The sequence below is a fragment of the Patescibacteria group bacterium genome, assembly GCA_018900835.1.
In the GTDB taxonomy this organism is placed as follows: Bacteria; Patescibacteriota; Minisyncoccia; order Minisyncoccales; family PEYH01; genus PEYH01.
In genome coordinates this window covers 12,623-25,034 of the sequence record JAHIFQ010000005.1, presented here as the reverse complement: position 1 = coordinate 25,034, position 12,412 = coordinate 12,623, and the positions used below count along the sequence as shown (strand labels likewise).

11 protein-coding genes and 1 other RNA gene are annotated in these 12,412 nt (G+C 39.8%); 11 read left to right on the top strand and 1 reads right to left on the bottom strand.

The features are described 5' to 3' along the window. The first annotated feature begins 37 nt into the window (after positions 1-37). The 11 genes from KJ562_00925 to rnpB all read left to right on the top strand — a co-directional run bounded on the left by KJ562_00925 (position 38) and on the right by rnpB (position 11,269). Positions 38-1,093, top strand: coding sequence for a Fic family protein (locus tag KJ562_00925; protein ID MBU3964283.1), 1,056 nt, complete (start codon positions 38-40; stop codon positions 1,091-1,093). Positions 1,094-1,100: 7 nt separating this feature from the next. Beyond that, entirely contained in the window at positions 1,101-1,256 is a 156-nt protein-coding gene (locus tag KJ562_00920; GenBank protein MBU3964282.1) for a hypothetical protein, read from the top strand. After that, on the top strand, positions 1,250-2,608 hold the full coding sequence (gene secD / locus KJ562_00915; GenBank protein MBU3964281.1) for a protein translocase subunit SecD: 1,359 nt from the start codon (positions 1,250-1,252) through the stop codon (positions 2,606-2,608). The genes KJ562_00920 and secD overlap by 7 nt, the downstream gene beginning before the upstream one ends. 2 nt (positions 2,609-2,610) lie before the next feature. After that, a complete protein-coding gene (gene secF / locus KJ562_00910) occupies positions 2,611-3,516 on the top strand; it encodes a protein translocase subunit SecF (protein ID MBU3964280.1) in 906 nt (301 codons plus the stop codon). 145 nt (positions 3,517-3,661) lie between these two features. Next, positions 3,662-4,663 carry a hypothetical protein gene (locus tag KJ562_00905; protein MBU3964279.1) on the top strand — a complete coding sequence of 334 codons (1,002 nt, stop codon included), beginning with the start codon at positions 3,662-3,664 and terminating at the stop codon, positions 4,661-4,663. Positions 4,664-4,676: 13 nt separating this feature from the next. Then, positions 4,677-5,987 (top strand): hypothetical protein, encoded by a 1,311-nt coding sequence (locus KJ562_00900; GenBank protein MBU3964278.1) that lies wholly within the window; start codon positions 4,677-4,679, stop codon positions 5,985-5,987. Between the two features lie 3 nt (positions 5,988-5,990). Further along, positions 5,991-7,706 (top strand): type IV secretion system DNA-binding domain-containing protein, encoded by a 1,716-nt coding sequence (locus tag KJ562_00895; GenBank protein MBU3964277.1) that lies wholly within the window; start codon positions 5,991-5,993, stop codon positions 7,704-7,706. Positions 7,707-7,758: 52 nt separating this feature from the next. Continuing rightward, positions 7,759-8,937, top strand: coding sequence for a phosphoglycerate kinase (locus KJ562_00890; protein ID MBU3964276.1), 1,179 nt, complete (start codon positions 7,759-7,761; stop codon positions 8,935-8,937). A 4-nt stretch (positions 8,938-8,941) separates the two neighbouring features. Further along, positions 8,942-10,144 carry a DHH family phosphoesterase gene (locus tag KJ562_00885; protein MBU3964275.1) on the top strand — a complete coding sequence of 401 codons (1,203 nt, stop codon included), beginning with the start codon at positions 8,942-8,944 and terminating at the stop codon, positions 10,142-10,144. Next, a complete protein-coding gene (locus tag KJ562_00880; GenBank protein ID MBU3964274.1) occupies positions 10,137-10,571 on the top strand; it encodes a ribonuclease HI family protein in 435 nt (144 codons plus the stop codon). The genes KJ562_00885 and KJ562_00880 overlap by 8 nt, the downstream gene beginning before the upstream one ends. A gap of 371 nt (positions 10,572-10,942) precedes the next feature. Continuing rightward, positions 10,943-11,269: RNase P RNA component class A (gene rnpB / locus KJ562_00875), an RNA gene on the top strand. Between the two features lie 130 nt (positions 11,270-11,399). Here rnpB and KJ562_00870 read toward each other — a convergent pair. Continuing rightward, positions 11,400-12,128 carry a deoxynucleoside kinase gene (locus tag KJ562_00870; GenBank protein ID MBU3964273.1) on the bottom strand — a complete coding sequence of 243 codons (729 nt, stop codon included), beginning with the start codon at positions 12,126-12,128 and terminating at the stop codon, positions 11,400-11,402. Positions 12,129-12,412: the final 284 nt, after the last annotated feature.

Sequence of the window (12,412 nt, the reverse complement as noted above, 5' to 3'; positions counted from 1 at the left end):
TTGCGCGATTATTTTATCAATGGTAATATAGGGATATATGTTCAATCCTAAATATAAGCTTACTGATAAAATCGTTGCCATGCTCACTGCTATTGCTACGGCTAAAGCGGTCATTGAGCGTGCGAAAATTTTGCCAAAACAGGAACTACAACTTCGCCGACAGGCGTTAATTCGCATGACTCACAGCTCCACAGGCATAGAGGGCAATCAACTAAATCTTCATCAGGTAGAGGCGGTGTATGCTCATAAAAAGGTTGATGCTCCAGACCGCGATATTTATGAGGCGCAAAATTATCTTAATGCCATACGATATATTGAACAAGTGGTTCGGAAAAAACAGCCAATTACTGAAAAAATAATATTAAGAATCCATAAACTCGTTACTGACAAGACTCTGGCAGAAGAGCAGTGTGGCAAATATCGTGAGGGACCGATATATGTTGTTAGGCAACGGTTTGGCATGCCAAAAGAAATAGTGTATACAGGCCCTGAGTCAAAGAGCGTCCCGAAGCTTATGGCAGAACTCGTAGAATGGGTGCGAAAGAGCGAAGAACAGGATATTCATCCCGTGATAGCAGCGGGGATTGTTCATCAAGAAATAGCAGCTATTCACCCATTTATTGACGGAAACGGTCGGACCGCTCGGGCATTGGCAACATTCGTTCTTTATCAGCGTGGTTTCGATTTTAGACGACTCTTCGCGCTGGAGGATTACTATAACGAAGATCGCCCTGCATACTATCAGGCGATTAATATCGGTGAAAATTACGAAAAACGAAAAACAGATATCACGCCATGGCTTGAGTATTTTGTGAGAGGATTCAAGGAAGAAATTGACAATGTGAAAATAAAAGTGGCATCTCTATCGCTAAAGAAAATTGATGATAAACTCCATGCTCAAATTTATATTAATAAAAATCAAATGAAAATTTTGGAATTTATAGACCAAATGGGTAAAATAACTGCGAGTGATGTGGTGGATATTCTTGAGTGTCCTAAGAGAACCGCGCAAGCTCATCTCCAGCGTCTCAAGACATTAAAAATTATTAAGCAAGTTGGCAAAGGGCCTGCTTCGGCCTATATATTAACATAATCTAAACATGACAGACAAAAATTACGAGACCCCGTCCGAGGATGGGCAAGCAGGCCTCGTAATTTTTGTAGGAAAATCTGCCGAGATCGTTTCTCGGCAAGCTCTTGGTAAGTGTGAAAATTTGACTTTTTTGGGAGAAGTGTTTAAAATGCTTGAATGGTAAAAAAATATTTTAAATTGATTAGCATTGCTGTTATTTTCTTGGGCATAATCGCGGCTATCTTTATTGAGCCGAGATTTTTTAATCAAGGAATTGATTTTGTGAATAATAAATTTGATTTAGGTCTTTCTCATTTTTGGGATAGGCCTTTTCAATTGGGGCTTGACCTTGAAGGAGGTGTAGAGCTTTTATACGAAGCGGATTTATCGCATATAGAGTCGGATGGTCGGAGTCAAGCAATGGATGGTTTAAGGGATGTTATAGACAGAAGAATAAATGTTTTAGGCGTGAGAGAACCGGAAATTGAGGTTACCCAGTCTGGTTCAACTTATCGTTTAAAAGTAAGAATCCCGGGAATTACTGACCCAGAACAAGCGATTGAGGAAATCGGCAGAACTCCGTATCTTGAATTTCAAGAACCAAGACCTGATTTTAATGAAATACAAATAGCAAATCAGAGTGTTGTGGAGGCAGGAGAGGGGACATTTCAGAATCCTTTCCAGCCGAGTAATTTAACCGGCAGATATCTTGAAGAGGCAATTGTTGTCTTTGACCAGAATACAATGGAGCCGACTGTTTCTTTGCAATTCAACGAAGAGGGCGCAAAAATTTTTGAAGAATTGACAGAAAAATTTACAGAAATGCCTTTGGCAATTTCTATTGATAATCAAATCATATCTGCGCCAATGATTAGAGAAAAGATTTCCGGAGGCAAGGCCCAGATTAGCGGGAGCTTTACTGCAGAAGAAGCAAGGTCATTGGCTCGCAATCTTAATGCCGGCGCTTTGCCTGTGCCGATTGGCGAACCGATTTCACAGGTAACTATTGGTCCGACCCTTGGAATGATTTCCCTTCAGAGAAGCATTAAAGCGGGAATTATAGGATTTTTTGCAATCATTGTATTTATGGTATTGGTTTACAGATTCCCAGGATTTTTGTCTGTTATTGCTTTGTTGATATATTGTGTGTTGCTTTTGGGGTTATTCAAGCTGGTCCCGATTACTCTTACTTTAGCGGGTATCGGAGGATTTATTTTATCAGTTGGTATGGCAGTTGACGCTAATGTTTTAATATTTGCGCGGCTGAAAGAAGAATTGAGAAGCGGTAAGGAACTTGAATATGCAATAGAAGAAGGATTTAAAAGGGCTTGGCCGTCAATTAGAGACAGCAATTTTACCACCCTTATTATCGGTTTGATATTGTTCTCGGTCGGCACAAGTTTTGTTCAGGGCTTTGCTACTACCTTGTGCATCGGTATTTTATTGAGTATGTTCTCTGCCATATTTATTACAAGAAGTTTATTGATAAGTTTTTCGCGCGGGAGATTGAGTAAAATTAAACGGATTTGGGGATAAATATGCATTTTCCATTTTTAAAATATAGCAAAATATACTTTATTTTTTCTGGAATTTTAATAATTGCCAGCATTATTACTATCACTGCCTACGGCCTTAATTGGGGAGTAGATTTTGCAGGAGGGAGTATATTAAAGGCGGTATATTCTCACCCGAAACCAGAAATCCAAGAATTGTCAGACAGGATTTCAGAGCTTGGCTTGAGCGGTTTCTCTATCCGTTTCAGCGGGGAAAATGAGATTATCATTAGAATGCCTGAAGTTTCTCAAGATATAAAAGACGAGGTATCCAGTGTTTTTTATAATATGGAGAATATAGAAGAGGGCTCTATCAGTTTTGAATCAGTGAGTCCTGTAATTGGCGAAGAGAGTAAGACAAGGGCGAGTAAAGCCATCATTTTTTCTATCATTGCTATAGTGGTTTATGTTGCTTTTGCATTTAGGAAAATTTCCAGACCTGTCAAATCATGGCAGTACGGCATAGCTACTGTGGTGGCACTGGTCCACGATGTCCTGATTCCAGTGGGGGTCTTCGCTATTCTGGGAAAATTTTGGGGCGTTGAATTTTCTATTCCTATTTTAACAGCGCTTCTTACTATATTGGGGTATTCTGTAAATGACACAGTGGTTGTTTTTGACAGGATTAGGGAAAATCTTATCAAGGGTGTAGGAGAAACCTTTAATGATATAATTGACAAGAGTTTGAATCAAACATTGGGGCGCTCTTTTAACACTGTTTTCACAACCCTCCTCGCTTTATTTGCAATATTTTTCTTTGGGGGTCAGAGCTTGACTTATTTTTCTCTAGCTTTAATTCTCGGGATATCTCTTGGCGCTTATTCGTCAATATTTTTGGCAAGCACCCTAATTGCCCAGATATATTATTTTAATCAGCGGAAATTTCGTTAATAAGAATAGAAAATAATTTCAATCACAGGCATCTGAATTCTGGCTGAGAGATTTCCACACCCAAAACCTTGACTTTATAACTTCAAAATGTTTTAATAAACAAAGTTGCTGTTAGCACACAAATATATTATTAAACCCTTGAGGCATGACTATAAACTACGAGAAAGTTATTGATGAAATTTTTAGTAATTTAGCCCCTCGTAAACGAGAAGTTTTGGAGAGGCGTTTTGGTTTGCTCGGGCAGGAGCCACTCACGCTTCAGGCAATCGGGGACCAGCTTAAAATCACCCGTGAAAGAGTAAGACAACTCGAAAATAATGCTTTTGAGCTCATCAGAGAGCAACAGGGAGTTAAACTTCAAAAGCCGTTTGAATATCTTTCTGATTATTTTGACGAACATGGCGGAGTGAGGGGAGAATTAATGTTGCTTGACGACCTTGGGCAGGACAAGTTTAGGAATCATGTCCTACTTTTGCTCAATCTGGGCGATGATTTTCATAAATTTAAAGAAACAGACGATTTCTTTCCTTTTTGGACCACTGACCCAAAAAAGGTTCAGCAAGTAAAGATTCTTTTGAATTCGCTTATCAAAGAATTTAAAAATACTGCAGTCCCTTTAGCAATAGAAGAAGTGGGAAAACGGGTTTCTGTTGAAGTAAAAATTCCGGTTCTTATTTCATATATTGATATTTCTAAATTCGTTTTTGAATCGCCGTTTGGCTTATACGGTTTGGTTAATTGGCCAGAGATTAGACCGAGAGGGCTCAAAGACCAAGCGTATTTAGTATTAAAAAGAGAAAATAGACCATTGCATTTTATGGAAATTGCCGACCTTATCGGCAAATTGCCTTCTGTTAATAGAAAGATTTTACCAGAAAGCGTGCACAATGAGTTAATCAGAAATCAAAGATTTGTTTTAATAGGCAGAGGAATGTATGCTTTGAAGGAGTGGGGCTATGAGCCGGGAACTGTAAAAGATATTTTGATTAAGATTCTAAAACAGAGCAAAAAAGGACTTACTAAAGAAGAGATTCTTGAAAATATTCTTGAGCAAAGAAAAGTCCAAGCAAGCACGATATTGCTTAACTTGCAGGATAAATCCTTGTTTAGAAAAGACAAACAAGGCAGGTATTTTTTAGTAAAATAATTAGCTTATCTCAATGGAGGTTTTTTGGGCCATTATTTCCCCTATCTGGGCAATCTTTAAGGCCTGGTGGTGGGTTCTGCTGCCAATAATTTTGTGGCCGCGGTTTTTGTTTATGTGGATTAAATGGCGTCAGGATGCGTATGCCAAGATAGTTCCGAGCATGTTGCTTGAATTAAAAATGCCAGCTGAAGTAGATAGGCCTTTTAGGGCAATGGAACAGGTCTTTGCAGGTTTTTGGATGCTTTACGACCCGCCTGATTGGTGGGAAAAGTGGTGGGAAGGGAAATATCAGATTGCTATGGCGATTGAGGTTATCAGTATTGGCGGAGATATCCATTTCTATATTAGAACTCCGAAAGCCCTTCGCAATTTGATAGAGTCAAGTATTTACGCGCAGTATCCAGAAGTGGAAATCACAGAAGCAGAGGATTACACATTAAAAGTTCCGCAAGACATACCTAATAAAACATGGGATATGTGGGGCAGTGATTATGAGTTTATCAAGCCCGACATCTATCCAATGAAAACATATTCAAGATTTTTTGAGGAAAGTCCTGCTGCCAAAGAGGAAAAAAGGATAGACCCTTTAGCGTCTCTTTTAGAGGGCTTAGCTAAGGTTGAACCAGGAGAGCAAATTTGGGTCCAAATAAGAATAAAGCCAGTCACCAATGCAGAGAATGATTATAAGGATAGGACAAAAAAAGAAGTCAACAAATTGGTTTACAGGCCTGATGATTCAAAAAATAAGGCAAGGCATTTTCCATTAATCAAGCAGGCCTTGGATGTTATTTTAACCGGACAGCCGCCAGCTGATTTTAAGGAGAAAAAAGAAGAGGGACCAATGCTCCCGCCGGAGATGAAGCTTACTCCTGGGGAAAGAGAGATAGTTGGCCAAATTGAGCAAAAAATTTCTAAAGTTATGTTTGAGGGCTATATCAGATTTATCATTTTGGGAGAGAGAGACAAGTGGCACAAAGCCAATCTTAAAAATATTTTGGCCTTTTTTGCTAATTTTAATACTGAAAATCTTAACAGTTTTAAACCATGGTCTCCGAGTATTACCAAGATTCACAAGCATGAATTGTTCTTTTTAAACATATTATTTCACGACCGCAAGCTCTATCTGCGCAAGAGGAAGTTATTCAGAAAATACCAACAGCGCTTGTGGTATAATTATCCAAAGCCGGACAAAACCTTTATTTTGAATTTAGAAGAACTTGCTACAATGTTTCACATTGTCGGTCGCGCTGCTGTGCCGTCTCCTATGGTTCAAAGAGTAGAGGCGAAGAAAGCTGAACCGCCAATAAATTTACCAGGAAACTAATTTATGGATAATGAATATATAAATTTTTTGGGTATAACGAATTTTCGTAATACAGACAAGAGATTTGGTATTAAGCTCGATGACCGGCGGAAGCACATTTATATAATCGGCAAAACCGGTATGGGCAAGACCACTTTGTTGGCTAATATGGCAGCCCAGGATATCCGTCAGGGATATGGTTTGGCGTTTATTGACCCACACGGAGAGCAAGCAGAAGAGCTTTTGGATTATGTCCCAAAGGAAAGGATGAAAGATGTGATTTATTTAAATCCTGCTGATATTGATTGGCCAGTTGGTTTTAATATTATGGAGGTGAAAGACCCGAACACTCGGCATTTAATCGCTTCTGGACTCATGGGGGTTTTTAAGAAAATTTGGCCGGATGTTTGGTCTGCGAGAATGGAATATATTTTGAGCAATGCGATTCTGGCTTTGCTTGAATATCCGGGAGCCACTCTTCTTTGCATCAATAGGATGTTGTCGGATGTGGATTACAGGAAGAAGGTGGTTGAAGCAGTTACCGACCCAGTGGTAAGAGCTTTTTGGACGCAGGAATTTGCCCGCTACACTCAACGATATGAAGTTGAAGCAACAGCAGCCATTCAGAATAAGGTTGGACAATTTTCTTCAAACCCATTAGTTAGGAATATTATTGGACAAATGCATTCTACAATAGATATGAGGGCAATTATGGACCAGAAAAAGATTTTGATTGTTAATTTGTCCAAGGGCAGAATAGGAGAAGCGAATTCCACTCTTTTGGGCGCGCTTATTATAACTAAACTTTACCTTGCAGCAATGTCTCGTGTTGAGATATCCGAGGAGGAGCGAAACGATTTTTTTCTGTATGTAGACGAATTCCAGAATTTTGCAACAGAATCATTTGCAAACATTTTGTCAGAGGCAAGAAAATATCGCTTGTCTTTGGTTCTGGCGCATCAGTATATCGCGCAAATGGAAGAAATGGTAGGTGATGCGGTTTTTGGCAATGCTGGAACTATAATTACATTTAGAATCGGAGCTGAAGATGCGGAATATTTGGAAAAGGAATTTACTCCGGTTTTTGAAGCAGGTGATTTCGTTAATCTGCCAAAATATGATATATATATAAAACTGATGATTGATGGGGTTGCGGGCAGACCGTTTTCTGCAATGACGCTCCCACCAGTCGGGAAAATGGAGAATTCTTTTAGAAATGAGATAATTGATTTTTCCCGAAATAAATACGCTCTTTCGCGGAAAGAAGTTGAGGACCGTATCAGCGAATGGTCCAAGGCAAATGAGGGGAGCGAGGTGTCAAGACCCAAAAAAAATAATAATAGTAATAAACAGAGGGATACTGGCCGCAGCAGTGGCAATAGAAGCAGCAATAATAGTAATAGAAATAGAAATAGCAGCAACAGCAGGAGCAATATTAATAACCGCTCTGACATCAAGGAAATCCCCAAAACCACAGAGGAAACGATGCCAACAGTTTCTATTAGCTTAAAAGAGGCAATAGAAAAAGAGCCGATTCATTTTTCACCTTCGCATAATAATAAAAATAATAATGAGAAGGAAAGAGCAAAGAAAGAAGTTGATCTGGGAGCATTGAAAGGAGCTCTGGAAGAAGCATTGCAAAATAGAAAGCCAATGGAGATTAAAAAGGAAGAGATGTTGCCCGAAATTGAAAGAAAGAGCGGATTTTTGAAGCCAGGAGAAAAAGTTAATTTTGATTAACCACTAATCACCAATTAATGATAAATGATTACTGATTAATTATTAATAATTTATGAATACTCTTAAAAATTTCGCGTTCAAAGACAAAAGAGTTCTGTTAAGAGCTAATTTTGATATTCCTATTGATGAAAAAGGGGAAATCATTGATGATTTCAGAATCAGAAGGTCTTTGCCTACTATAAAATTTCTTATTGAAAATGACGCAAAAATTATTTTGATAGGTCATTTAGGCCGACCTGATAAAATTCAAAATATCAAAACAAGGGTTCAAAAATTAACCCTCTATCCAATAGCTAAAAAATTGTCATCATTATTGGATAAAGAAGTGAAATTCGTTAAGACCTGCGTTGGCAGAGAAGCAGAGAGGGCGGTCAAGAATCTTAAATCAGGAGAAATTTTGTTATTAGAAAATTTAAGATTTTTCCCAGGAGAAATTTCTAATGATAATGGTTTCGCCAAACAGTTATCATCTTTAGGAGAAATTTTTGTTAATGATGCTTTTAGCAACGCTCACCGTGAGCATGCTTCTGTTGTGGGAATACCAAAATACCTGCCTTCAGTAGCAGGATTATTATTTGAAGAGGAAGTCAAGATTTTGAGCGCTGTTTTAGAAAAGCCCAAGAGGCCATTAGTAGCAATTTTAGGTGGAGCTAAATTGAAAACGAAAATTCCTTGCTTGATTAATCTTTTAAAAATCGCTGACCATATTTTAGTTGGAGGGAAAATCGCTCCAGCCATACTCTTCATCAAAGGGATTTCATTGTCCCCGTCTATATTAGAAGATGGCGAGGGAGAAGAGTTGTCTGGGCTTGAACTTACAAATTCAAAATTACATATGCCCATAGATGCTATGGTGGGGCTGAAAAATCATCAGTCGGATTATTTGCGCCAGTCAGCAGTTGGTAGAATAAGGAAAGAGGAGCAGATGTTTGATATCGGCCCAGAGAGCGTAAGAATGTTTTCCGATATTATTCAAGAAGCAAAGACAGTTATTTGGAATGGACCCCTTGGCTATATTGAAGATGAAAGATTTGCTGGAGGGACATTGGCAATTGCTAGCGCAATTTTAAGGGGTCGTTCTTTTTCAGTAGTCGGAGGAGGAGATACATCAGCTTTTTTGGCAGAGAATAATTTGCGTGGAAAGTTTGATTATGTTTCAACTGGCGGGGGAGCAATGCTTGAATTTTTCAGCGGGAACAAGCTCCCAGGGATTAAGGTTTTAGAAAGATAGATTTATGCCAAAAAGAAAATATCCAAAAGGCACAAAACAAGTTGCCCAAAGAATTTTAAGGGCAGCTCAAAAAGGAGAAAAAGTGATTATTTTTGGCGATGCTGATTTAGACGGCATCGCTTCGGTTGTTGTATTACAGGAGCTTTTTGAGCTTTTGAATCCCTTATATAGTCAGAATAAAAATATTAAAGTTTATTTTCCAGACAGGGAAGAAGAGGGTCACGGGATTAGCAAAGAGATGTTAAATTCTTTTAAAAAAGAAGTTCCTGCTTTGTTTTTTGCGGTTGATTGTGGCATAGCCAATATTAAAGAAATCAAGCTCGCGAAAAAAATTGGTTTTGAAACAATAATTATAGACCATCATCCGCCATTGGAGAAAGTGGCTGAACCAGACCTTTTAGTTGACCCAAAACAGAAAGGAGAGACATATCCGTTTACTGATTTTGCTGCAGTAGGGCTTGTCTATAAAGTGGCTGAATGCGTTTTGGAAGAAACAAGCCATCCAGAATATGCGAAAGAAAAGTTATTAGAATTAACCGCTTTGGCAACTCTTTCTGACCAAATGCCGTTGAAAGAAGATAATCGCGAGTTAGTAGACAAAGGAATGAACGCTTTGTTGACTACCCAGAGACCGGGTCTTCTGGCATTGATTGAGCTTGGGGATGTTGATTTACAGACAGATATTGATATTTTCCAGAAAATTATTGCTCCACTCAATAGCGCGAAATTAAAGAACAATATTGCTGAAAGCTATTTGCTTTTAATAGAGGATTCTCCTAAAAAAGCGAAAATATTAGCACAGCGCTTGATTAGGCAGAATAAAGAAAAGAAAGCCCTAATCCAACAAACTCTCGCAGAGCTTATCCAGAAAATAGAAAGAGAAAAGAAAGAATCATTGATAATTTTTGAAATAAGCGATTATTGGCCAGCGCCAGCTCTTGGGGTGATTGCCTCAAAACTCCTTCATATTTATAAAAAGCCGGTATTTGTTTTCAAAAGAGGAGAGCAGGAGAGCGTTTGTTCAGCTAGATTACCATATGATTTAGACGGGGTTGATGCTCTGATAAAGTGTAAGAAATTACTCAAGACCTATGGCGGGCATGCCCCTGCTTGCGGATGCCGGGTGGAGAATAAAAATCTTTCCAAATTCGAAAAATGCTTGGAAGCATACTTCAAAAAACAAATTAAGCAAGAAAACAATGGATAAAATAATTATTTTCACAGACGGCGCTTCGCGCGGCAATCCAGGACCAGCTTCTATCGGTGTCTTAATAGCTGACTCGCATGGTGTTGCGCAAAAAGAATATTCTCAAACAATTGGCAAGGCAACTAATAACGAGGCAGAATATCAGGCAGTGATTTTTGCCTTAAAAAAAGTTAAAGCTCTTGTTGGCAAAGCAAAAATAAAAAATGCTGAAATTTTAATAAAATCCGACTCTGAACTGATGGTTTCTCAATTGTCGGGGAAATACAAAATAAAAGAGCCGAATATCCAAAAATTATTTATTCAGGCATGGAATTTAAAAATTGATTACAAAAAAGTGGATTTTCAGCTTGTCCCTCGGGAGCAAAATTCTTTGGCTGACAAATTGGCAAACCATGCCCTTGACGCAGAGTCCCAAAAACTATTTTAAATCATTTTGTTAGCTCTATAAGCATTATTAGTGTCCGTCCCTAATATTCTTCTAATATTTTTTGCATCATTTTATAGCGTTATGAAATTACGAGGCCGGGCCTCGTAATTTTCGTAAAACGTCGGAACCCACGCCAGCATTGGGGATTCTCGCAACCCGCCCAGGGCGGGTAATTTTTGGGGGAAAGTTATCCACAGCCATTCTTTGGTGATTCTTAGCTATTCTTAGTCATTTTTTTGTAATTCTTTCGATAGTTTCAATCAGAACAAAATCCGCTTAGTTTTGCCGAGATCGTTTCTCGGCAGATTTTCGGCAAGAAAGGATGGTGCGAACAGTTGACTTTTTGGGAGATTTTGATATAATAAGAATGCCAAGTAGTCAAAGCAATCGCTCTTTATTGACAATTTGTGTTAATAAGGGGAGGAAAGTCCGAACACCCAGTGGCTGTTTGCCAGCGACACAGGCAGCGGGTAACGCCCGTCGTCCGTGAGGATAGAGGTGCGAACAGTGACGTCCTGAGCTGAAAGGCGAAGGATACCCCTTTGGGGTAAGCCCTTGAGGAAACTCAAGGGGTGAAACGGCTAAATCCTTGCCCGGGTGCAAGAGCAAATAAAGTAGCTCGCATGACTCCGAGGGTAACCGAGGAGCTAGATAGATGATTGCTTAAAACAGAATTCGGCTTATTGCCTACTTGGCATATCACAAACAGCTCCCCGAAGGAGCTGTTTGTGTTTGTCTTTTATTTTTTATTAAATCAAAAAAAAGAAACCGCAAAGCGAAGAGAGACAATGTCTCTGTTCGCTTTGCGGGTCATAAGCATCAGGGACGCTACCCCCTGCGAAGAGATGTTTTCCCTCGGAGAGGAAGCTCAATCGCCATCTGCGGCAGATGCGCCTTGAGCAGTTTTTGGAGCTCTTCTGCTGTCCAGTGTTTTTCTCCGTTCAGATATAGGACAGGAGTCAGAATGCCATTGATTAGGCACTGGCCTGGATGCTCGGATGAAGCGAGCCACTCGTCGTGCAAAATCTCAAGGTCTCGTAGATACTCAAGCGGGATGGTCTTTTCTTCGCTCCTGCCGCGGAATGGCAATCTCTCATGGCAGACCTCTGCCGGAGTTCTCACATAGACCACAAGGTCAGGGTGAGCGCACCAGTTTTGGGAATTGATGAAATCCCACATCCTGCAGTAGATTTGCCATTCCCATTCCTTCATCAGCCCAGATTCATAGCAGTTCTTGGCAAAGACATTGCGGTCGCAGAAAATGGAGCGCTCAAGCACCATCATTTGATGATTGTCGCGCTTCAGTATTTCTGTCCATGTTTTTGCCCGAGTCGTGAACGCAGCGAGTTGGAAAGTGAATGCCCAGCGCTTCGGATTCTTATAGAACAGTTTCAGTAAGTTCACCACTTCCTTGCTGTCCGGAAGTTCGAAGTTTTGCCATTGGCCCACTGGCTCCTCAATAAACCCGAATTCCCCGCCTTGCAATAGTTCTTTCCCAAGAGTGCTCTTGGCTGCCGAGATATTTCCCTCAAACAGAATCATTTTCCTGCCCTCCATTTTCCATGCCTCCTTATTTGCTACATTATTTAAATCTTGGTTGTTAGAGTGCTGTTGCGACAAATGGCCAGATTGATACTTGTCATATTGTCATCCTACCAAAACCTTTTTCATAGTCAAGCAGACATCACAATTAAATTACGAGGCCGGGCCTCGTAATTTTCGTAAAATGTCGGAACCCATACCAGTATTGAGGATTCTCACAACCCGCCCGGGGCGGGTAATTTTTGAATCTCGCCGAGACTCGCCGAGAAACGATCTCGGCGGATTCTCGGCGGATATTT